Source organism: Nonomuraea sp. NPDC050783 (assembly GCF_040802095.1).
Classification (GTDB): domain Bacteria; phylum Actinomycetota; class Actinomycetes; order Streptosporangiales; family Streptosporangiaceae; genus Nonomuraea.
Genome location: NZ_JBFAHK010000002.1, coordinates 414441 through 436663, shown reverse-complemented (window position 1 = coordinate 436663; position 22223 = coordinate 414441). Strand labels below are relative to the sequence as shown.

Sequence of the window (22223 nt, the reverse complement as noted above, 5' to 3'; positions counted from 1 at the left end):
CGCGGCGGGGAAGCGGATCGGGCCCGCTCGCGCGGGCGTCAGCGGGAGAGCCGGCGGTGCCAGGCGACCGCCGAGGTGTCGGTGAGCGAGGCGATCTGGTCGATGACCACGCGGACGCGGGCGGCGTCGTCGGGCGCCGACAGGAACGCGGGCCGGAAGGCGGGCTCCAGCGTGCCGGGCGCGCCGAGCGTGATCAGGGAGGCCAGCTCGGTGATGAGGTCGCGCTGGCGGGCCTGGTTGGCGTGGTGGTCCTCGGTGGTCATCACGTAGTGGGCGGTGACGCCCTTGAGCAGCGCGCACTCCAGCCGGGTGGTGTGCGGCACGACCAGGTCGGCGCGGTGGCGCGCGCCGTGCACCTCCCCGGTGGCGGCCTGCGCGGAGCGGCAGAAGCGGCCGATGAGGCCGCTGGTCAGCGCCTTCAGCCCGGCCAGCTCGGGCAGGGTGCCGGTGAAGCGGCGCGGCCAGAGCGGGTCGGTGACGAGCTCGGCGAAGACCTCCTCCAGCTCGGCCAGGTCGGCGCCCGGGGTGTACCAGGTGCGGGTGGTCTCGCACACCAGCCTGCGCTCGGCGGGCGAGCGCAGGGCCTCGGGGACGACGTGCCCGGAGTGCAGGGCGTCCTCCAGGTCGTGGACGGAGTAGGCGACGTCGTCGGCCCAGTCCATGATCTGCGCCTCGAAGCTGACCCGGCCCTCGAGGGCGCCCTCCCTGATCCACTTGAAGACCGGCAGGTCGTCGTCGTACACGCCGAACTTGGCGCCCTTGTCGCGGGTCCACGGGTACTTGACGGCCGCGTCGAGCGCCGCCCTGGTGAGGTTGAGCCCGGCGCTGTGGCCGTCCTCGGTGAGGACCTTGGCCTCCAGCCTGGTGAGCAGGCGCAGGCTCTGCGCGTTGCCCTCGAAGCCGCCGCAGGGCTCGGCGAGCCTGTTGAGCGCCATCTCGCCGTTGTGGCCGAACGGCGGATGCCCCAGGTCGTGGGCGAGGCAGGCGGTCTCCACCAGGTCGGGGTCCACGCCGAGCGTGGCGCCCATCTCCCTGCCGACCTGGGCGCACTCCAGCGAGTGGGTCAGCCGGGTGCGGGGGATGTGCTGGCCCCCGCCGAGCGTCTCGCCGGGGCCGACGACCTGGGTCTTGGCGGCCAGCCGGCGCAGGGCGGCGCTGTGCAGGACGCGGGCGCGGTCGCGTTCGAACGCGGATCGTTCAGGATTGCCGGGAGGTTCCGGAACCCATCGTTCCTGGTCGTGCTCGTCGTAGTACGGCATTGGTTCAGCGATTTTATCCAGTTTCATGTCTCCGCTAGTGTCAAGCCTCGCGAGTACCCCTTCCCCGGGAGTCCTTCCCCATGACCACAGCGTTCCGAGCGGTGCTGGCCTTCACCCTGCTCGCCGGTTTCTACGTCCTGGTCGGCCTGGTCCTGGCGGCCGCGGTCCTCCTCGACGTCATGCTCGTCGTCGACTTCCACGCCGGCACCCTCAAGGCGGCCATCGTGCTCACGCTGGCGGCGGGCGCGCTGGTGCGGGCCCTGTTCATGGTGAGCCGCCGCCAGGGCGGCGAGCAGCCGGGCGTGGCCGTGGGCCGCGAGCACGAGCCGGTGCTCTGGCAGACGGTCGAGGACCTGGCCCGCCGGGTGCGCACCGCGCCGCCGGACGAGATCCGCCTGGTCCCGGAGGTCAACGCGGCCGTCTCCGAGGACACCCGCTGGCTCGGGCTGAAGGCGACGCGGCGGCGGATGTTCATCGGGCTGCCGCTGCTCCATCAGCTCACCGTGGACGAGCTGCGCGCGGTGCTCGGCCACGAGCTGGGCCACTACAGCGGCGCCCACACCCGGCTGGGCGCGCCGGTCTACCGGGGCCGGGTCTCGCTGATCGCGACCGTGCGGGGGCTCGACAACCACCCGTTCATCCAGAAGCTGTTCACCTGGTACGCCAAGCTCTACCTGCGCGTCTCCCAGGCCGTCTCGCGCCGCCAGGAGCTGGAGGCCGACCAGCACGCGGTGTCCATCGGCGGCCGGCAGGCCATGTCCGGGGCGCTGACCAAGATCCACGCGACCGCGCTGGGCTGGGACGTGTACGTCAACGCCTACCTGTCGCTGGCCGGCGCGGCCGGGGCGCGGCCCGCCTCGGTGTTCGGCGGCTTCCAGCGGATGATGGGCGACCCCGGCCGGCAGGCGCAGCTGGCCAGGCTGGGGGCCGAGCCCGAGGAGGTCTCGCCGTACGACTCCCATCCGAGCCTGGCCGAGCGACTGGCCGCCATCGAGCGTCTGCCGGAGCCGGAGCACGTCCCCGACCCGCGCCCGGCGCTGAGCCTGCTGGCGGACCCCGACGTGGCCACCCGGGCGGTCGAGAGCTCCATGTGGACGCCCGAGGCGCTGGCCGGGCTGCGGCCGGTGGACTGGGAGGAGCTGGTGGCGCAGGGCATGTACGCCGGCCGCAACGCCGAGGCGCTGCACGACCTGGCGGTGGCGGGGCAGCGGGTGATGGGCGCGGCGCGGCCGTACCTGGACGCGGCCTTCGAGGCCATCGCGCGGGGGCGGCAGGCCGAGCTGGAGGCGCGCCTGCTGGAGCTGGGCTGGAACCCGTCGGAGACGCTGCTGGCCGGGGTGCTGGGGCAGGCGCTGGAGGCGGTGCTGATCCAGCTCGGCCAGGCCCGCTGGACGCTGTCGTGGTCGGGGCCCGCGCGGCTGCTCTACGACGACGGCGAGGAGGTGGCGCTGTCGGAGTACGCCGCCCAGGTCGCGGCGAACCCGGACGCGGTGGCGGGGCTGCGGCGCTGGCTGGGCGACCACGGCATGCGCCACGACTACGTCCCCGTCGAGGAGCCGCAGGCCGGACCGCAGGCAGGGCCGCCCGCCGGTGCCCCGGCGTCCGGCGCGGATTCCGCTCCCGCCCGCTGACCGGGCGGGAGCCGCCGCCGGACGCCGCCCGGCGGCGTCCGGTCAGCCTCGCAGGCTCTCCAGGAAGGTGCCGACCCCGTCACCGAAGTCCAGCAGCGCGTCGGTGCTCACCGTGACCGCGTTCTGCACGGTCAGCGCCGCGCTGTCCGGCTTCTTGGCGGCGTAGACGACGAATCCCAGGACCAGCACGAGGACGATCAGTTTTCCCAAGGTCGATCTAGGCACCGCTACCGCCTTCTCGGCTCTCGGGCCCCCTCATCGCCAGGGTGCGCCGCGCGGGACCGCTTGGGAAGAGGCCGTCCGGTTCCGGACAACCCGCTGGTCAGCGGGTGTCGGAGTCGGTGTCGCTGAGCGCCGCCCGCCCCGCCTCCAGCCTCGCCACCGGGATGCGGAACGGCGAGCAGGAGACGTAGTCGAGGCCGGCCTCGTGGCAGAAGTGCACCGAGTCCGGGTCGCCGCCGTGCTCGCCGCAGATGCCGATGTGCAGGTCGGGCCGGGTGGCCCGGCCCTCCTCGACGGCGATCCGCACCAGCCGCCCGACGCCCTCCCGGTCCAGGGTCTCGAACGGCGAGACGCCGAAGATCCCGAGGTCCAGGTAGCGGGAGAAGAAGGCGGCCTCGACGTCGTCGCGGGAGAAGCCCCAGGCCATCTGGGTGAGGTCGTTGGTGCCGAAGGAGAAGAACTCGGCGGCCTCGGCGATCTGCCCGGCGGTCAGGGCCGCCCGCGGCACCTCGATCATGGTGCCGATGAGCGCCTCGACGCCGGTCTCGGCGAGGATCGCGGCGGCCTCCTCGCGTACCGACTCCAGCTCCTGCACGGCGGCGACCAGCGGGATCATGATCTCCGGACGCGCGCCGGGGACCTCCCTGGCGGCCTGGGCGATGGCCCGCACCTGCATCGCGAACAGCCCGGGGATCACCAGCCCGAGGCGGACGCCGCGCAGGCCCAGCATGGGGTTCTGCTCGTGCAGGCGCTTGACGGCGGCCAGCAGCGCGCGGTCCTTGTCGGTGACCTCCGCCGAGGTCGCGACCTTGACCGACAGCTCGGTGAGGTCGGGCAGGAACTCGTGCAGCGGCGGGTCGATCAGCCGGATGGTGACCGGCGCGCCGTCCATCGCCTGGAAGATGCCGATGAAGTCGGACTTCTGCAGCGGCTCCAGGGCGTCCAGCGCCGCCTGGCGCTCCTCGTCGGTCGAGGCGAGCACCAGGTCCTCCACGAGCTGCCGGCGCTCGCCGAGGAACATGTGCTCGGTGCGGCACAGGCCGATGCCCTGCGCGCCGAAGCGGCGGGCGCGGGCGGCGTCCTCAGGGGTGTCGGCGTTGGCCCGCACCCCGAGCCGGCGCCCGGCGTCGGCGTGGCGCATGATCCGGTCCACGGCCCGGACCAGCTCGTCGTCGGGCTCGGCGCCCTCGAAGTACTCGACCACGGCCGAGGCCACGACCGGCACCTCGCCGAGGAACACCTCCCCGGTGGTGCCGTCGATGGAGATCACGTCGCCCTCGGAGACGACCACGCCGCCCGGCGCGGTGAACCTGCGCTCGGCGGTCGAGACGTCCAGCTCCTCGGCGCCGCACACGCACGTCTTGCCCATGCCGCGCGCGACCACGGCGGCGTGGGAGGTCTTGCCGCCGCGGCTGGTCAGGATGCCCCTGGCGGCGATCATGCCGGCCAGGTCGTCGGGGTTGGTCTCGCGGCGGACGAGGATGACGTCCTCGCCCTGCCCGCTCAGCTCGACGGCCCGCTCGGAGGAGAAGACGGCCTTGCCGACGGCCGCGCCCGGGGAGGCGTTCATGCCCTTGGCTATCTTCTTCTTCTCGGCGCCGCCGTCGAAGCGGGGGAACATGAGCTGGGCGAGCTGGTCGCCGGTGACCCGGGTGACGGCCTCGTCCATGGTGATGAGGCCCTGGTCCACGAGCTGGGTGGCGATGCAGAAGGCGGCCGCGGCGGTGCGCTTGCCGACCCGGGTCTGCAACATCCAGAGCTTGCCGCGCTCGATGGTGAACTCGATGTCGCACAGGTCCTTGTAGTGCGTCTCCAGGGTCTCCATGATGCGGACGAGCTCGTCGTAGGAGGTCTTGTCGAGGCGTTCGAGCTCTTCGAGGGGGATGGTGTTGCGGATCCCGGCCACCACGTCCTCGCCCTGGGCGTTCTGCAGGTAGTCGCCGTAGATGCCCTGACGGCCGGTGCCGGGGTCGCGGGTGAAGGCCACGCCGGTGCCGGAGTCGTCGCCGTAGTTGCCGAAGACCATCGCCATCACGTTGACGGCGGTGCCGAGGTCGGCGGGGATGCGCTCCTGGCGGCGGTAGAGGATGGCGCGGGGGGCGTTCCAGGAGTCGAAGACCGCGTTGATGGCCAGGCGCATCTGCTCGCGCGGGTCGGTGGGGAACTCCTTGCCGGTCTGCTCGCGGACGATCCCCTTGTACGTCTCCACCAGCGCCTGCAGCTCGCCGGCGTCCAGGTCGGTGTCCTGGCGGCGGCCCTTGACGGCGTCGAGGGCGTGCTCGAACAGGTCGCCGTCGATGCCGAGCACGGTCTTGCCGAACATCTGGATGAGCCGGCGGTAGGAGTCCCAGGCGAAGCGCTCGTTGCCGCCGGCCTGCTTGGCCAGCCCGTGCACGGACTCGTCGTTGAGGCCGATGTTGAGGACGGTCTCCATCATGCCCGGCATGGAGAACTTCGCGCCGGAGCGGACGCTGACCAGCAGCGGGTCGTCGGCCTGGCCGAGCCGCCTGCCCATGCGCCCTTCGAGGGCCTTGAGGTGCTCGGCGACCTCCCGGTCGAGCCCGTCGTGCACGGCGCCCTCCGCCAGGTAGTGGCGGCACGCCTCGGTGGTGATCGTGAACCCGGGGGGGACGGGCAGGCCGAGGTTGGTCATCTCCGCGAGGTTCGCGCCTTTACCGCCGAGAAGATCCTTAAGATTCCGGTTGCCCTCGGTGAAGTCGTAAACGTACTTGGCCACCACAGCTCCAATCCAACGCGCCTCTGAGCCGGACTCTACCGGCGAAATTGATGATGAAACTGCACTCCTTGCTTAAGTCACCATTTGTGCAGGTGAAGGCCCCGCAAGAGGTCTAATCCAATTTTGCGGGACGATGGTGAAAAATTGGATTAGACCAATTGGTTTACACCAATTCTTGTGAAAGGAGAAGAGGGGGTGCAGAATCGGATCACACCCCCGCCAGGAGGCGCCCATGGCCACTCCTACCAAGCCGAGGCGACGGCCCGCCGTCGCCGGAGCCGCCCGCGCGGCCCGCGGCTCGGCGCTCTACCTCGACGACCGGCTGCCCTTCGCCCGCTGGCTGCGGCCGCAGCTGCGCAAGCTGTTCCCCAGCCACTGGTCGTTCCTGCTGGGCGAGCTGGCGCTCTACGCGTTCGTGTTCCTGCTGCTGACCGGCGTGTTCCTGACGCTGTTCTTCAAGCCGAACCCGGACGTGGCGTTCGCCTCGGCGCGCGAGCTGAGCCTCGACATCCGCGGCGGGCTGCTGGTGCGCCAGCTCCACCACTGGTCGGCGACCGTGTTCGTGCTGGCGATCGTGGCCCACCTATGCCGGGTCTTCTTCACCGGGGCCTTCCGCCGGCCGCGCGAGCTGACCTGGGTGCTCGGCGTCGTGCTGTTCGCGCTCGTGTTGTTCAACAGCTTCCTCGGCGTGTCGATGCTGGGCGACCGGCTCGGGTTCGGCGGGTTGCGGGAGGCTCAGGGGCTGCTGCTGTCGGTGCCGCTGGTGGGCACGTACCTGTCGGCGTTCGCGTTCGGCGGCGACTTCCCCGGGGACGCGATCCCGCGGCTGTTCGCCCTGCACGTGCTGCTCATCCCGGGCATCCTGCTGGCCGTGGTGCCGCTGCACGCGCTGATCCTCACCTGGCGCCAGAAGCACACCGAACGCAAGGCCCCCTTGAAGAACGGCGGCGCGACGGCCGAGGACAAGGTGTCCGGCGGGCCGTTCTTCCCCTACTTCGCGGTCAAGAACGGGGCGACCGCGCTGTTCACGCTGGGGGCCGTCACGCTGCTGGCCACGCTGGTGCGGGTGAACCCGGTGTGGGAGCACGGGCCGTACACGCCCGGCGCGCCGCCGCCGTCGGCGCAGCCGTTCTGGTACTTCGGGGTGCTGGACGGCGCGCTGCGCCTCACGCCGGCCTGGGAGATTCCCGTCGGCGGGTACGTGCTCCAGGTCGGGCTGTGGATCCCGATGGCGGTCCTGGCGGCGTTCTTCCTGGTGCTGCTCTGCTACCCGTTCCTGGAGCGGCGCCTCACCGGCGACACCGGCGTCCACCAGCTCCTCGACCGGCCCTCGGAGGCGCCGGTCCGGACGGCGCTGGGCGTGGCGGTCATCACCTTCTTCACCGTGGTGTGGGCCGGGACGTGGGTCTCCCCCGCGCCGCCCGCCGTGCCGGGCACGCCGCCCGCCCCGGCGGCGCTGCTGACCGTGCCGGTGGAGGCGTACCAGGTGGTGGTCGCCGTGCTGCGGGTGGCGGTGTTCGTGCTGCCGGTGCCGGCTTTCCTCCTGACCCGGGCGGTCTGCCGCAGGCGCGCGGCCGCCTGACAGCGGAACGGCCACCCCGGGGAGAGGGGTGGCCGTCCGGTCGCGGATCAGGTCAGCCGATCAGGTACTTCATCGCCTTCCCGATCGTCGCGGTGCGCTCGGCGTCGCCGGCCAGCTGCTCCAGGCCGAAGCCCACCAGGACGGTGTCCCTGGTGGTGACGGCGGCCGTGGTGTCGGCCGGGGCGCGGGCGAAGTCGCCGCCGCCCGCCGGGCTGCCGGCCGGCGGCCCGGGGACGGCCCACGGCCCGAGCCCCGACTCGAAGCCCTCGGCGCTCAGCGTGCCGCCGCTGGTGGTGACCCGGGTGTCGTCCACGAACGCGCCCACCCCGCCGGTGCCGGGGTCGGTGACGTAGCTGATCGACACCTCGACCTGCTGCCCCGCGTACGCGGACAGGTCGAAGGACACCTGCCGCCAGCCGCCCGAGTCGCCGGTGAACCGGTTCCAGGAGCCGGTGGTGCCGGTGGCGGCGCACGGGTTGCCCGGCGTCAGGTAGTGCAGCAGCCAGGGGTGCTCCTCCAGGAGGAACCCGGCCTCGCACTCCGCGGGCACGCCGGTGCCGGTGCCGCCGTTGAGGTCCGGCAGCGTCGTCCAGGTGTCCTGGCCGGCGGTGTGGGCCTCGACGATGACGTTGTCGTAGCCGGGCTCGGTGTCGTAGGAGAGCTGGAAGGACAGCTTCGGGGCCTGCGCCGCCGTCACCTGGCCGAGGTCCACGGTCCGGGTCAGCCGCATGTACGAGTCGTCGGCGTGCTGGCCCCGCACGTACCACCGGCCCTCGACCGGGTCGAACGGACCGGGCGCGCCGAGCTGGTAGTCGGCCGCGGCCGTGCCGGTGAACAGCGGGAAGCCGGTGCCCATCGGCAGCAGCACCCCGGCCTCGTTCAGCGGGTTGGCCGCCGCCGCCGGGCCGCCGAACGTGCCGGACGTGCCGGCCAGCGGGCCCTTGCCGGTGAAGCCGGCCGGGTTCGCGCGCGGCAGGCGCCCGGCGACGCCCATGTAGTACTGGGTGAAGTCGTCGGCCAGCAGCAGGCACTCGTCGAACAGGCCCTGGACGGTGGTGACCACGCAGTCGCCGTCCGGGTCGCCGTCGATGCCGTAGTAGATGCCGCCGATGATGGTGTCGAGGATGCCGTAGTACGCGGCGGTCTCGCCGGTGTAGAGCAGCTTGCCGCCCTCGTTGAGGTAGTCGCGGACGGCGACCGTCAGGTCCTGCTGCGAGCGCTTGACGTCGGCGTCGGGCAGGTCGCCGAGCGGCGTCTGGGTGACGACGTCCTGCTGGGCCTGCGAGAGCCGGTTGTCGCCCAGCTCCCACACCACGCCCTTGAAGTGCGACAGCACGCCGAGGTGGTGCGGCACGCCCTGGGCGTCCACGTCCCAGACCTCCGAGCCGTAGCCGGCGGACTGGAGCGCCCGCTGGTACGTCGCGGTGTGCTTGGGCGCGGTCGCGGTGCCGGTGGAGCCGTGGTTGAGGCCCGTGTAGTCCTCGTTGGCGAGCACCAGCACCTTGGCGCCGGAGTCCTTGGCGAGGGTGTAGGTGAAGTGCGTGCTGGACACGAGCCCGGCGCCCGGTTTGAGGCCCTGGAACCAGACCTCGACCTTGTCCCCCGGTCTCGCGCCGCTCACCGTGGCCCGGTACTCGGCGAAGTACAGGTCGTTCTCGCCGCCGTACCGCTCGCCGCCCCGCCACTCGCTCAGCGGGCGGATCTGCGCCGGGCCGCCGTTGATCCGGAAGCGCATGACCTTGGCCGGCAGCGAGCGGCGGGCGGTGACCGCCACCGGCTGCGGGTCGCCGTAGGAGACGCTGAAGGAGTCCGGCGCGAAGTCGGGCACCGTGCGCCCGACGACGGAGACCGGCCGGTCCGGCGTGTGCACGGTCTTCGCGGCGGCCAGGGCCAGCGGGACGTTCTTGAGGAACTCGTCCTGGATCAGCCGCTCGCTGTCGGGGAAGGTGAAGCCGAGGCCGCCGGCGCAGTCCTCCTCGGTCCACTCGTCGTCGGGGAAGCGGGCGGCCGCGTCCTCGCAGGTGGACATCTCAGGCGTGATCGACATGACGCCGCGCACGTTCGTCATGTGGCCGTCGAGCTCGCCGTTGGTCGTGTACAGCTCGGCGCCGATGTCGGGGTCGTAGCCGGGGACGGCCGGGTGGGCGTCGTCGCCGAGCATGGCCTCGAAGATCAGGTCGTCGGGCGAGGGCGTGGCCTGCTGCCAGCCGATGCCGTACAGCAGCAGCATGGCCGCCGAGTGGTAGTTCAGCAGGTACGTGAAACGCACCCGCTTGGCGAGGTTGTCCACCGCGACGGTCTCCGGCTCCGACTGGGCCGCGGCGCCGCGGTAGGTCTGGCTGCCGAAGGCGCTGGAGGAGCCCTCGTCGTCGTAGCGCCACTTGTAGGCGAAGTTGCGGTTGAGGTCCACGCCGTCGTTGCTGGTGAGCCTGCCGTCGCCGTCGTTGTCGCGCAGGTTCTTGCGCCACAGGCGGTTGTCGGGCGTGAAGGTGTAGTCGTAGCCGTCGGGGTTGGCCACCGGCAGGAACCACAGCTCCGTGGTGTCCACCAGCCGCGTCAGCTCGGCGTCGCTGCCGTAGCCGTCGAGGAAGCGGTGCAGCAGCCGGCGCACCATCTCGGGCGTGATCCACTCGCGGGCGTGCTGGGCGGCCATGTAGAGCATGGCCGGGCGGCTGCCGTCACGCAGCCGCCGCGCGTCCTTGGTGACCTTGACGGCGGTGATCGGCACGCCGTTGAGCGTGGTGCCGATGTCGACGACCTTGGCGATGCCGGACCTGGCGTTCGCGGCGGCGACGATCTCCTCGCGGATGCCTCCGGCGCCGGCGTAGCGCTTGAAGACGCCGTCGCCCTGCTGGGCCAGGCGCGCCCGGCCGGCGCGCTGGGCGGTGAGCGGCACGCCCTGGCGGGCCAGCGTGCCGGCGAGCGTGGCGGACAGGATCACCTCGACGGTGACCTTGCCGTCGGCCCGGCTGGCGATCCGCATCTCCTCGCGGTCCACGCCCGCGGCGACCAGCTTGGCCATCTGGGCGGAGGTGAGGTCGCCGGTGTAGACGAAGACGCCGTCGGGCCCGGCCGCCGGCTTCGGGCGCGCCGAGGCGGCGGGGGCGGTGAACGAGCCGAGTAACAGGAACGTGCAGGCGAACAGGATCAGCGTGCGCTTCATCGCGCCTCCGAACGGGATCGGCCCCCGATGACTGCTACGGATCTGCCCGCAATGTCAGCGCGCGCCGGGGCGTTGTCAATCGCCACGGCCTCATCCGGCCACGGCTCGCCCGGACGTCATCCGGACGGCCCCGCCGGGCGAATCATCCTTTCGGGCACGCGACAGGGCCGCCCGCCGGAGCGCGGCGGGCGGCCCTGTCGGGACGGGTGCCGTCAGTCGTTGAGGTGGTGGCGCAGGTAGGACTCGACGCCGTCGATCGCGATGCGCTCCTGGGTCATGCTGTCGCGCTCGCGGATCGTCACCGCCTGGTCCTCCAGGGTGTCGAAGTCGACGGTGATGCAGAACGGTGTGCCGATCTCGTCCTGGCGGCGGTAGCGGCGGCCGATCGCGCCCGCGTCGTCGAACTCGACGTTCCAGCGGCGGCGCAGCTGCGCGGCCAGGTCGCGGGCCTTCGGCGACAGGTCGGCGTTGCGCGACAGCGGCAGCACGGCGGCCTTGACCGGCGCGAGCCGGTGGTCGAGCCGCATGACCGTGCGCTTCTCCATGACGCCCTTGGCGTTGGGCGCCTCGTCCTCGGTGTAGGCGTCGAGCAGGAACGTCAGCGTGGCCCGGTCGACGCCGGCCGCCGGCTCGATGACGTAGGGGACGTAACGCTCGCCGGTGTCCTGCTCGAAGAAGCTCAGGTCGACGCCGGACGCCTTGGAGTGGGCGCTCAGGTCGAAGTCGGTGCGGTTGGCGATGCCCTCCAGCTCGCCCCACTCCGAGCCGGCGAAATTGAAGCGGTATTCGATGTCGACGGTGCGCTTGGAGTAGTGGGACAGCTTGTCCTGGGGGTGCTCGTACAGGCGCAGGTTGTCCTTGCTGATGCCCAGGTCGCTGTACCAGCGGTAGCGCTCGTCGATCCAGTACTGGTGCCACTCCTCGTCGGTGCCGGGCTTGACGAAGAACTCCATCTCCATCTGCTCGAACTCGCGGGTGCGGAAGATGAAGTTGCCGGGCGTGATCTCGTTGCGGAACGACTTGCCGATCTGGCCGATGCCGAACGGGATCTTCTTGCGCGCCGACTGCTGCACGTTGAGGTAGTTGATGAAGATGCCCTGCGCGGTCTCGGGGCGCAGCCAGGCCAGGCCCGATTCGTCCTCGACCGGGCCGAGGAAGGTCTTGAGCAGGCCGCTGAACTGGCGGGGCTCGGTGAAGGTGCCCTTGTTGCCGCAGTTGGGGCAGGTGAGGCCGGCCAGGCCGCCCTCGGGCGCGGTGCCGTTCTTCTCCTCGTACGCCTCGATCAGGTGATCGGCGCGGAAGCGCTTGTGGCAGGACAGGCACTCGGTGAGCGGGTCGGTGAAGGTCTCGACGTGGCCGCTGGCCCGCCACACCTCGGGCGCCAGGATGACCGACGAGTCGAGGCCCACGACGTCTTCACGGGCCTGGACCATCGACAGCCACCACTGCCGCTTGACGTTGTTCTTCAGCTCGACACCCAGAGGACCGTAGTCCCACGACGCGCGAAGTCCGCCGTAGATCTCGCTCGACGGGTAGACGAGCCCGCGGCGCTTGGCGAGGCTGACGATGGTGTCCATGACGTCGGTGCGTCGTGCCATGTTGGTTGATTCTCTTTCCGGCTGGAGGTCGGCGAGGGTGAATACGGTGAGATCCCAGCTTAGGGGACGGTGGCTGGCTCCCGCTCGCCGGTGACGTCAGGTGACGTTACCGGACCCGGCGCCGTCGGGGGCGCTCTCCTGGAGGTGGACGTCCTCGTACGCGCTGGGCTCGTTCAGCATGAGAATCATCAGCGGATACATCACCATCCGGGCGGCCGACAGCGCCCGGCGGTAGAACCCGGCGCCCTCCCACTCCGTGACCAGGGCCCACAGATTGGGCTCGTCCACCGAGCGGGCCAGCCGGCCGCGCCGGTAGCCGGGCTGGGCGGCGAAGGTGGCGAGGATGGTCTGGCCCTGCTTGGCGAAGTCTTGGGACTGCGACTCTGGAACGGTGTATCGGATCACAGCGAGCACCTGAACAGCCTAGAGGCGTCACGGCCCCAAGGGGTGCCGTCTCCCGTAGGCTCTGGGCGTGGCTTCCAACAGCAAGCGCCCGCTTCCCCAGGGCGAGCGGTTCTTCACGGCGGACGCGACCGGGCTGCGCAGGGCCGTGGAGCGGCGCAGCGCGGTGCCGATGGCCTATCTCTTCACGCAGGTGCCGCGCTGGGTCCCGCCCGTGGTGCTGGTGGTGCTGCTGCTGACCGGGCTCGCGGTGGCGAGCCCGGTGGGCGGCGTGGCGGCGCTGGTGGTGCTGGTGTTCCTGGTGTGGCTGGCCTACCTGTCGTGGCCGTCGCTGCGCCCCGGCGGGAAGGTGCTGCGGGTCGCCGTGGCGGTGTTCGTCGCCCTGCTGGCGGCCACCCGCTTCGGCCTGATCCCCGGCTAGGGCAGCAGCGTGCAGTGGGGGAAGTTGCCCGGCGGGCGCTCGCCGGCCGGGCCCTCGGTCACGGCTCTGACCAGCAGCTCGCCGCCGACGAACGCGCCGCGCCAGGACGCGCCCAGGCCGCCGAACAGCTCCTCGCGGTCGCCCCGGGAGCGCGGCCGGTTGTGGCCGACCTTGAAGGCGCGCACCTCGGGGGCCAGGCGGCGGAAGGTCTCCTCCTCGTCGCAGGAGAGGGTGGCGACGAGGGCGCCGTTGCCGGCGTTCATGGCGGCCAGCAGCTCGGCCTCGGTGTCCACCAGGACGATCGTGTCGACCGGGCCGAAGGGCTCGGCGTGGTGGAGGGGCGAGGAGCGGGGCGGGTTGAGGATCGCGGTCGGAGCGAAGTAAGCCGAAATATCCTGCCCCGGCAGGAAATGTCCGTCAGCCAGCGCGGCCCGGTGGATCGGCACGCCCCCGCGCGCCACCGCCTCGTCCACCTGGTCGGCCAGCTCCTTGGCCTTGGAGGCGTGGATGAGCGGCCCGAAGTCCAGCTCGGGCAGCGGGTCGCCGGGGTCGGCCACGGCCAGCGGGTGGCCGAAGCGCAGCGCGTCCACCGCCTCCAGGTACGCCCGCAGGAAGTCGTGGAAGAGCGCGCGCTGCACGACGAAGCGCGGGTAGGCGGTGCAGCGCTGCTTGCCGTAGTCGAAGGAGGCGCGGACCTGCCGGCCGAGCAGCGCCCAGTCGCCGTACTCCCACACGCCCCAGCAGTTGAGCCCCTCCTGCTCCAGCACGTGCCGCCGGCCGAGGTCGGCCAGGGAGGTGGCGACCTTGGCCCCGGCGTCCCTGCCGCCCACGAACGACACGCAGCCCAGCGCCCGCCCGCCGACCAGCACCGGTGACAGCTCCGCGCCGCCGCCGCTGACCAGGGTGATCGGCAGCCCCTCGCGGACGGCCAGCGCGCAGGCCAGGGTGAGGCAGCACAGCCCGCCGTCGGTCGGGGTCTTGGCGATGACCGCGTTGCCGGACAGCGCCTGCACGAGCACCGCGTGCATGAGCACGCTCATCGGATAGTTCCAGCTCGCGATGTTGCTGACCGGGCCGGGCAGCGGGGCGCGGCCGGCGAGCATGCGGTCGATCTCGCCGAGGTACCAGCGCACGCCGTCCAGGCAGCGGTCCACGTCGGCGCGGGCGGTCCGCCACGGCTTGCCGATCTCCCACACCAGCAGCAGGGCCAGCAGGTCGCGGTGGGCGGCCAGGGCGTCCACGGCCGCGGCGACCATGGCCTTGCGCTCGGCGAGCGGGACGTGCCGCCAGCGCCGGTGCTCCTCGACGGCCCCGGCCACCGCCCGGCCCGCGCCGGCCCGGTCCAGCCGGGGCGGCCCGGCGATGGCGGTGCCGTCGAGCGGCGAGAACCCGGGCACCGGCCGCCCGTCGCGGTGCCAGATACCGCCCCAGTGGTTGAGCACCCGGTCGTCGTGGAACGCCTCGGGGGCCGCCGCGCGGCAGCGGTCGTAGGCGTCGGGCCAGGCCGTACCCGGTTTGAGCCGCATGTCGGATCCCTCCTCAGTCGGACCAGTCGGCGGTGATGAGCTCGGGCAGCGGCTCGAACTCCTCGATCGTGTCCAGGGACGGCCCCATCGCGGCGTTGGCCTCGCGCTCGACCATCACCTCCACCAGGACCGGCAGCCGCTCGCGCGCCGCCTCGGCGCTCGCCCACGCCAGCGCGTCGCGCAGGTCGCCGGGCAGCTCCACCCGGCGCGCCGGGCAGCCGAACGCCTCCATGACCTTGACGTGGTCGATGCCGCCCTCGCCGTAGTGCAGGTCCACGGCGTAGTTCATGCCGTACGGCAGCTCGGCCTGCCGGATGAGCCCCAGGTACTCGTTGTTGATCATGACGATGACGAACGGGATCCGGTACTGGGCCGCCACCGCGACCTCCTCCATGAGGAACTGGAAGGAGTAGTCGCCCACGACGGCCACCACCTGCCGCTCCGGATGCGCGCACTTGGCGCCCATCGCGGCCGGCACCTCCCAGCCCAGCGGCCCGGCCTGCCCGCACACCAGGTAGCGGCGCGGCAGGTACGTCGTCTGGAACTGGCCCGACCAGATCTGGTAGAGCCCGATGGCGGTGACGAACGTGGTGTCCCGGCCGAAGAAGTCGTTGATCTCCCGGAACACCCGGGGCGGCTTGATCGGCACGTCGTCGAAGTCGTCGCGCCGGCCCATCGTCCTGCGAAGTTCGGCGATCCTGCGTACCCACGTGCCCGGCTCGCGGGGGCCGCCCCGGCCGCGGGCCTCCTCCAGCAGCCCGGCCAGCACCGGCCGGGCGTGCCCGACGATCCCGAGGTCGGGCTCGAAGACCTTGCCGAGCTGCGTCGGCTCGATGTCCACGTGGACGAACGTGCGCCCCCGCCGGTAGACGTCGAGGTCGCCGGTGTGCCGGTCGCCGAAGCGCGCCCCGACCGCCAGCACCAGGTCGCTGCCCAGGAACGCGGCGTTGCCCCACCGCGTCTGCGTCTGGATGCCGGCCATGCCCGCGAACAGCGGATGGTCCTCCGGGAAGGCCCCCTTGCCCATGAGCGTCACCTGCACCGGCACCTGAAGGTGCTCGGCCAGCGCCCGCAGCTCCCCGGCCGCCTCGCCGAGGATGACGCCGCCGCCCGCCAGGATCAGCGGCCTCCTGGCGGACTCCAGCAGGTCCGCCGCCCGGCGCAGCGCCCCGGGCAGCGGGCGCGGCACCTCCACCGGCAGCGGGGCGTCCAGCTCCCGGTCGTACCGGCAGGTGCCGCGCTGCACGTCGAGCGGCAGGTCGATGAGGACGGGCCCGGGCCGCCCCGAGCGGGCGACCCGGAACGCCTCCCGGAACACCCACGGCGCCTGGGCCGGCTCCTTGAGCTGCACCGCCCACTTGGTGACCGGCCGGGCGACCTCCACGATGTCGACCGCCTGGAACGCCTCCTGGTGCAGCTTCGAGGTCACGGCCTGCCCGGTGACGCAGATGATCGGGATCGAGTCGGCGAGCGCGGTGTAGAGGCCGGTGATCATGTTGGTGCCGGCCGGGCCCGAGGTGCCGACGCAGACGCCGACGTTCCCGGTGACCCTGGCCCAGCCGTCGGCCGCGTGCGTGCCGCCCTCCTCGTGGCGGACCGTGACGTGCCGGATCGAGCTGCCCCGCAGCGCGGCGTAGAGCGGCAGGACGGCGGCCCCAGGGATGCCGAAGACGGTGTCCACCCCCTCCGACTCCAGCACCGCCACCACGGCCTCCATGCACGGGATGCGCTTCACGTGTTCAGCCTTTCGACGACCTTGAGCAGGGCGGAGTGGTCGAGCGAGCCGTGGCCCTGCGCCCTGGCCGCGGCCACGAGCTGGGCGACCTGGCCGGTGAGCGGCAGCGCGACCCCGGCCTCGCGGGCGGCGGCCAGGGCGATGCCCATGTCCTTGTGGTGCAGGTCGAGGCGGAAGCCCGGGGTGAACTCGCGCTTGATCATGCTGTGCCGCTTGAGCTCCAGGATCCGGGAGCCGGCCAGGCCGCCCGCCAGCACGTCCAGCCCGGCCGCCGGGTCCACGCCGCTCGCCTCCAGCAGCACGATGGCCTCGGCGACCAGGCCGTAGATGCCGCCGACGACGAGCTGGTTGGCCGCCTTGACCGTCTGCCCGGCCCCGGCCGGGCCCACGTGCACGACCGTCGTGCCGAGCGCCGCCAGGACCGGGCGGGCGGCCTCGAACGCCTCCTGGTCGCCGCCCACCATGATCGACAGGGTGGCGTCGGCCGCGCCGCGCTCGCCGCCGCTGACCGGGGCGTCCAGGGCCCGCACGCCGGCGGCCGCGGCCTCGCGCGCCACCCGGCGGGAGGTCTCCGGCCTGATCGTGCTCATGTCGAGGTAGAGCAGGCCGGGGCGGCCGTACTCGATCACCAGCGGCGCGACCTCCTCGACCTGCGGCGAGTCGGGCAGCATGGTGATCACGACGTCCGCGCCGCCGGTCGCGTCCACCACGCCGGTGGCGGCCGTGCCGCCGAGCGCGGCCAGGCGCCCGGCGCGGTCGGGGCTGACGTCGTAGCCGCGTACCGTGTGCCCCGCCTTGAGGAGGTTGGCCGCCATCGGGCCGCCCATGATCCCCAATCCGATGAAGCCGATGTTCACGCGTGCCTCCAGTCGAACGCGCCAGGACCCTCGTGCCGGTACTCCAGGCCGACGTGCCCCTGGTAGCCCGCCGCCGCCAGCCGGGCGAAGATCTCCGGGTACGGCATGCCGCCGCTGCCCGGCCGCCCCCTGCCGGGGTCGTCGGCGACCTGCACGTGGCCGAAGCGGGAGCAGTGGCGGTCGATGAGCGCGAGCACGTCCTCGCTCATCCGGTGCAGGTGGTACAGGTCGGCCAGGAAGGCCACGTTCTCCCTGCCCACCTCGTCGATCAGCGCGAACGCCGCCTCCGACGACGTGATCGGGTAGTGCGGGTTCTCGTGGGAGTTGAGCGCCTCGACGACCACGGTCGCGCCGATGCCGGCCGCCGCGTCCGCCGCCCGGCGCAGGTTGGCCACGGCCAGCTCCCGGTCGGTGCCCGGGCCGTTGCCGTGCAGCGCGTTGAGCACCGTGCAGCCCAGCTCGCCGGCCAGGCGGACGGCGGGCTCGACGTTGGCCAGGAAGCGGGCCGAGCCGCCGGGGCGGGCCAGCAGGCCGCGCTCGCCCGCCGCCATGTCGCCGGCGTCGAAGTTCAGGCTCACCAGGCGGACCCCGGCCCGCTCGATCGCCCGGCGCAGGGCGGACCGCTCGGCCTCCGGCGGGTCCGGCCCGTCGAACGGCCACCACAGCTCGACCGCGTCGAACCCGTGCCCGGCCGCGGCGGCGGACCGTTCGAGCAGCGGCAGGCCGGTGAGGAGGATGGACAGGTTGACGGCGAACCTCATGCGGCACCCGCCAGGACCGCGCGCATGAGCCGGGCCGTCTCGGACGGGGTGTCGCCGACGCGCACGCCCGCCGCCTCCAGGGCCTCCTTCTTGGCCCGGGCGGTGCCGGAGGAGCCGGAGACGATGGCTCCCGCGTGGCCCATCGTCCTGCCCTCGGGGGCGGTGAAGCCGGCCACGTAGGCGACCACGGGCTTGGTGACGTGCTGCTCGATGTAGGCCGCGGCCCGCTCCTCGGCGTCGCCGCCGATCTCGCCGATCATGACGATCGCGTCGGTGCCCGGGTCCTCCTGGAACGCCCGCAGGCAGTCGATGTGCGTGGTGCCGACCACCGGGTCGCCGCCGATGCCGACGCAGGTGGAGAAGCCGAGGTCGCGCAGCTCGTACATGAGCTGGTAGGTCAGCGTGCCGGACTTCGAGACCAGGCCGACGCGGCCGGCCGAGGTGATGTCGGCGGGGATGATGCCGGCCGAGGACTGGCCGGGGCTGATGAGGCCGGGGCAGTTCGGGCCGACGATCCGGGTGCCGCTCCGGGCGGCGAGGGCGCGGAACCGTACCGTGTCGTGCACCGGCACGCCCTCGGTGATCACCACGCACAGCGGCACGCCGGCCGCCACCGCCTCCTCCACGGCCGCGCCCGCGAAGCGCGGCGGCACGAACACCACCGACACGTCCGCGCCGGTCTCGGCCACCGCCTCGGCCACCGAGCCGAACACCGGCACCGTGCGCTCGCCGAAGTCCACCGACCGGCCGCCCTTGCCCGGGGTCACCCCGGCCACGACGTCGGTCCCCGCGGCCAGCATGCGGGCCGTGTGCCGGGTGCCCTCCGCGCCGGTCATGCCCTGCACGAGCACCCGGCTGTCCTTGGTCAGGAAGATCGCCATGTTCACACCCCTGCCGCCGTGGCGAGGCCGGCCGCCGTCGCGGCGGCGGCGTCCATCGTGGAGACCTGGCGCACGGCCGGGTGCCGGGCCTCGTCGAGGACGCGCCGGCCCGCCTCGGCGTTGGTGCCGTCCAGCCGTACGACGATGGGCCTGGCGTGGCCCCGCTCGCCCAGCAGCTCCAGGGCGGTGACGATGCCGTCGGCCACCGCGTCGCAGGACGTGATGCCGCCGAAGACGTTGACCAGCACCGAGCGCACCCCGGGGTCGGCCAGGACGATCTCCAGCCCGTCGGCCATCACCCGGGCGGAGGCGCCGCCGCCGATGTCCAGGAAGTTCGCCGGGGCCGCGCCCGCGCCGGCGACCACGTCCAGGGTGCTCATCACCAGGCCCGCGCCGTTGCCGATCACGCCCACCGAGCCGTCGAGCTTCACGTAGTTCAGTCCCTTGGCGCGGGCGCGCTCCTCCAGGCCGGCGGCGCCGCCCGTGTCGCCGCCCGTGTCGCCGCCCGTGTCGCCGCCCGGCGGCTCGGCCAGGTCGCGCTCGTGCCTGAAGGCGGCGTTGTCGTCCAGGGTGACCTTGCCGTCGAGGGCCACGACGCGCTGGTCGGTGGTGCAGACGAGCGGGTTGACCTCGACGAGCAGCGCGTCCTCCTCCACCAGCACCCGCCACAGCCGCTCCAGCACCCCGGCCGCCTGCCCCGGCAGGCCCGCCTGGGCCGCCAGCAGCCGGGCGGCGCCGGCGTCCAGGCCGGTCAGCGGGTCCACCGGCAGCCGCACGACGGCGCCGGGGTCGCGAGCCGCCAGCTCCTCGATCTCCATCCCGCCCTGGCCGGACACCATCGCCAGGAAGCCGCCCGCGGCGCGGTCCACCAGGAAGGCCGCGTAGTACTCCTCGAACGGCACGGTCGCGGCCTCCACCAGGACGCGGCGCGCGAGGTGTCCCTTGATGTCCATTCCCAGCACGCGGGCGGCCTCCCGCTCGGCCGTGGCCGGCCCGGCCGCCGCCCTGATCCCGCCCGCCCTGCCCCGGCCGCCGGTCCTGACCTGGGCCTTGATGACGACGGGCGTGCCCAGCTCGGCCGCGATCGCGCGGGCCTGGGCCGGGGTGGACGCGACCGCGCCGGGCGGGACGGGGATGCCGTGACGCTTGAAGAGCTCCTTGGCCTGGTGTTCGTACAGGTCCATGCGCACCTCCTTTGTCTACGGTATACCGTATGGAGTATCCTCCGTCCAGGGTCTCGACATCGGCTCCATGAGCGGGATATTCCATACAGTATGCAGAATGCCATCCGAGACTGGCGCGGGCGCGCGTACCTCCCCGGCCCCGTCCCCGCCGACCGCACCCGCATGTTCCGCCTCTCCTGGGCTTCCCTGGCGGCGATCAGCCCCCTCCAGTACGGCTTCGCCGCCCTCCTCGCCCGCGAGGGCACCGGCCTCACCCTCCTCGCCGCCTGGATCGCCTGCCAGGCGGCGGGCGCGCTGCCCGCCCTCCACCTGGTACGCCGGGGCCGCCTCGGCGTGCGGCCGGCGCTGGCGGCCGGAGCGGCGCTGAGCGCGGCGGGGCTGGCCGCCGCCGCGCTCCTCGCGACCGGCGGCCCCGCCTGGCCGCCCGCCCTCGCCGGGTACGCGCTGCTCGGCGGGCTCGGCGCGGGCCTGGTCTACGGGGTGTGCGGCGAGGTCGTCGCCTCCTGGTATCCCGAGCGGGCCGCCGCCCGGGTCGGGCTGGTCACCGGGGCCTTCGGGTACGGGGCCGTGCCGCTGCTGGTGTGGGCGGGGCTCGCCCCGGACGCGGCGCCGGCCGCCTTCCTGGCCGCGGCCGCCGTGGCCGCCGCCGTCGTGGGGGCCGCCGCCGGGAGCCTGCGTACCGCGCCGGCGCTGTGGTGGCCGGCGCCGCTGGATCCGCGTACGCACGCCCTCGACGCGGCCAGGCTCCGCGTCACCCCGGACGCCGCCCGCCAGTTCCTCCTCCCTCAGGCCCTGCGTACGCGTGCCCTGCCCGCGCTGGCGCTCATCCTGACCTGCGCGGGGGCGGTGTCGGTGTTCGACGTGGTCCTGGTGGCGGGGACGGCGCCGGGCACGGGGGCGTGGGCGGCCGTGGCGCTGCTGGTCGCGCTGAACGGGGCCGGGCGTTCGCTGGCGATGCGCTGCTCGGAGCTGCTCGGCCGCCGCCGCGTGCTCGCCGCCGTCCTCGGCGCCCTCGCCCTGGGCCAGCTCCTCCTCCTGGCCGCGGTCACGGCGGGCGACCCGGGGGGCGGCCCGGGGGGCGGCCTGATGGGCGGGGCCGGGCACGAGGGGTGGTTGTGGCCGGGGGTGGTGGCGGCCGGGCTGGGCGGCGGGGCGTTCTATCCCCTGCTGGCGAGCCTCGTCCGCGAGTTCTTCGGCGTCGAGCGGCACGGCGAGATCCACGCCGTCGTCTACAGCGCCAAGGCCCTGGCCGGCGTCGGCGCGGCCGCGCTGGCCGCCGTGGCGCTGAGCGCGCCCGCCGCCGCCCTGCCGGTCGCCGCCGCCCTGGCCGCCCTCCCCGCCCTGGCCGCGCTCCGCCTGCGCCTGCGCCTGCCCGGTCTGCCCGCCACCCTGCCGGCGTGAAGAGGCTTGTGACGAGGCTCACCAGTCTTCCCACCACCACGAACGGTATGCTGTAGGCAGTCGACCAAAAACTATCGGCGTCCCGACGCCCCACGATACGCATCCCCTGGAGAGGTGACGATGTTGCTGTCGGAGCAGGCCGGTCAGCCGGCCGCCACCAAGATCCAGCGTCCCGCCACGCTCCGGGAGAGCGTCATCGAGGCCATCCAGGAGCTCATCGTCTCCGGCCAGCTCAAGCCGGGCCAGCACCTGGTCGAGAGCGAGCTGGCCGACCTCCTCGGCGTCTCCAGGCAGCCGGTGCGCGAGGCCCTGCAGCAGCTCAGCGGCGAGGGATGGGTGGACCTGCACCCCGGCCAGGGCGCGTTCGTGCACGTGCCCACCGTGGAGGAGGCCGACCAGCTCCTCGCCGTCCGCGCGCTGCTGGAGACCGAGTCGGCGCGGCTGGCCGCCCAGAACGTCAGCGAGGACGGCGTGAAGCGGCTGCGGGCGCTCTGCGCGCGCGGCATCGCCGCCGTCGAGTCCGACGACGTGGAGGCCGCCGTGGCCACCAACTCCGAGCTGCACGCCCTGGTGACGGCGCTGTCCGGCAACAGGGTGCTGGCCGAGTTGACCGCCCAGGTGGCCAGGCGGGTGCGGTGGTACCACACGCCGGTGGCCCGCCGGCGCGGCATGGCCTCCTGGGAGGAGCACACGAGCCTGATCGACGCCATCGAGGCCGGCGACGAGCGCCGCGCGGCGCGGATCATGCGCGAGCACACCGAGCACACCCGCGCGTCCTACATGGCGCAGCGGGAGAAGGAGCCCGTCCAGCCCGCGCCCAGGCCGGTGCGCCGGCGCCGCCGCACGGCGGGATGAGGGCCCTG

General features: G+C 73.1%; 17 protein-coding genes. 5 read left to right on the top strand and 12 right to left on the bottom strand.

The window, feature by feature from the left end:
- Positions 1-38: 38 nt before the first annotated feature.
- Positions 39-1259, bottom strand: coding sequence for a deoxyguanosinetriphosphate triphosphohydrolase (locus AB0H75_RS06915; protein ID WP_367791610.1), 1221 nt, complete (start codon positions 1257-1259; stop codon positions 39-41).
- 80 nt (positions 1260-1339) lie between these two features.
- On the opposite strand from AB0H75_RS06915, the gene AB0H75_RS06910 reads away from it, so the two are divergent.
- On the top strand, positions 1340-2890 hold the full coding sequence (locus tag AB0H75_RS06910; RefSeq protein ID WP_367791607.1) for a M48 family metallopeptidase: 1551 nt from the start codon (positions 1340-1342) through the stop codon (positions 2888-2890).
- A gap of 42 nt (positions 2891-2932) precedes the next feature.
- Here AB0H75_RS06910 and AB0H75_RS06905 read toward each other — a convergent pair whose 3' ends face one another.
- Positions 2933-3115, bottom strand: a complete 183-nt coding sequence (locus AB0H75_RS06905; protein WP_367791604.1) for a hypothetical protein — start codon at positions 3113-3115, stop codon at positions 2933-2935.
- A 97-nt stretch (positions 3116-3212) separates the two neighbouring features.
- On the bottom strand, positions 3213-5849 hold the full coding sequence (gene ppdK, locus AB0H75_RS06900) for a pyruvate, phosphate dikinase (RefSeq protein WP_367791602.1): 2637 nt from the start codon (positions 5847-5849) through the stop codon (positions 3213-3215).
- Positions 5850-6081: 232 nt separating this feature from the next.
- Between ppdK and AB0H75_RS06895 the strand changes: the two genes are divergently transcribed.
- Positions 6082-7431: a cytochrome bc complex cytochrome b subunit gene (locus AB0H75_RS06895; protein ID WP_367791599.1), complete on the top strand. Its 1350-nt coding sequence runs from the start codon at positions 6082-6084 to the stop codon at positions 7429-7431.
- A gap of 52 nt (positions 7432-7483) precedes the next feature.
- Here the strand turns inward: AB0H75_RS06895 and AB0H75_RS06890 are convergent, their stop codons facing one another.
- From AB0H75_RS06890 to AB0H75_RS06880, 3 genes are all read right to left on the bottom strand, one after another.
- A complete protein-coding gene (locus AB0H75_RS06890; protein WP_367791596.1) occupies positions 7484-10594 on the bottom strand; it encodes a M14 family zinc carboxypeptidase in 3111 nt (1036 codons plus the stop codon).
- Between the two features lie 212 nt (positions 10595-10806).
- On the bottom strand, positions 10807-12192 hold the full coding sequence (locus AB0H75_RS06885; protein ID WP_367791593.1) for a glycine--tRNA ligase: 1386 nt from the start codon (positions 12190-12192) through the stop codon (positions 10807-10809).
- 96 nt (positions 12193-12288) lie between these two features.
- A complete protein-coding gene (locus AB0H75_RS06880) occupies positions 12289-12597 on the bottom strand; it encodes an antibiotic biosynthesis monooxygenase (RefSeq protein WP_367791590.1) in 309 nt (102 codons plus the stop codon).
- Between the two features lie 67 nt (positions 12598-12664).
- Between AB0H75_RS06880 and AB0H75_RS06875 the strand changes: the two genes are divergently transcribed.
- Entirely contained in the window at positions 12665-13015 is a 351-nt protein-coding gene (locus AB0H75_RS06875; protein WP_367791587.1) for a DUF6703 family protein, read from the top strand.
- Here AB0H75_RS06875 and AB0H75_RS06870 read toward each other — a convergent pair.
- From AB0H75_RS06870 to sucC, 6 genes are read right to left on the bottom strand one after another with little or no spacing between them, the layout of a single operon-like run.
- Positions 13012-14541 carry an aldehyde dehydrogenase family protein gene (locus tag AB0H75_RS06870; protein WP_367791585.1) on the bottom strand — a complete coding sequence of 510 codons (1530 nt, stop codon included), beginning with the start codon at positions 14539-14541 and terminating at the stop codon, positions 13012-13014. The two genes, AB0H75_RS06875 and AB0H75_RS06870, sit on opposite strands and share 4 nt — an antisense overlap.
- A gap of 13 nt (positions 14542-14554) precedes the next feature.
- Positions 14555-16276, bottom strand: coding sequence for a glyoxylate carboligase (gene gcl / locus AB0H75_RS06865; RefSeq protein ID WP_367791582.1), 1722 nt, complete (start codon positions 16274-16276; stop codon positions 14555-14557).
- Positions 16273-17133 (bottom strand): 2-hydroxy-3-oxopropionate reductase, encoded by an 861-nt coding sequence (locus AB0H75_RS06860; protein ID WP_367791580.1) that lies wholly within the window; start codon positions 17131-17133, stop codon positions 16273-16275. Before AB0H75_RS06860 ends, gcl begins: the two co-directional genes overlap by 4 nt.
- Positions 17130-17894, bottom strand: a complete 765-nt coding sequence (locus tag AB0H75_RS06855; RefSeq protein ID WP_367791577.1) for a hydroxypyruvate isomerase family protein — start codon at positions 17892-17894, stop codon at positions 17130-17132. The genes AB0H75_RS06860 and AB0H75_RS06855 overlap by 4 nt, the downstream gene beginning before the upstream one ends.
- A complete protein-coding gene (gene sucD, locus AB0H75_RS06850; RefSeq protein ID WP_367791574.1) occupies positions 17891-18775 on the bottom strand; it encodes a succinate--CoA ligase subunit alpha in 885 nt (294 codons plus the stop codon). The genes AB0H75_RS06855 and sucD overlap by 4 nt, the downstream gene beginning before the upstream one ends.
- A gap of 2 nt (positions 18776-18777) precedes the next feature.
- Positions 18778-19959: an ADP-forming succinate--CoA ligase subunit beta gene (sucC, locus tag AB0H75_RS06845; RefSeq protein ID WP_367791571.1), complete on the bottom strand. Its 1182-nt coding sequence runs from the start codon at positions 19957-19959 to the stop codon at positions 18778-18780.
- A gap of 90 nt (positions 19960-20049) precedes the next feature.
- Here sucC and AB0H75_RS06840 point away from each other — a divergent pair, with 90 nt between their 5' ends.
- Complete coding sequence (locus AB0H75_RS06840) at positions 20050-21360, top strand: MFS transporter (protein ID WP_367791569.1); 1311 nt, start codon at positions 20050-20052, stop codon at positions 21358-21360.
- 120 nt (positions 21361-21480) lie between these two features.
- Positions 21481-22215 (top strand): GntR family transcriptional regulator, encoded by a 735-nt coding sequence (locus AB0H75_RS06835; protein ID WP_367792381.1) that lies wholly within the window; start codon positions 21481-21483, stop codon positions 22213-22215.
- Positions 22216-22223 lie beyond the last annotated feature (8 nt).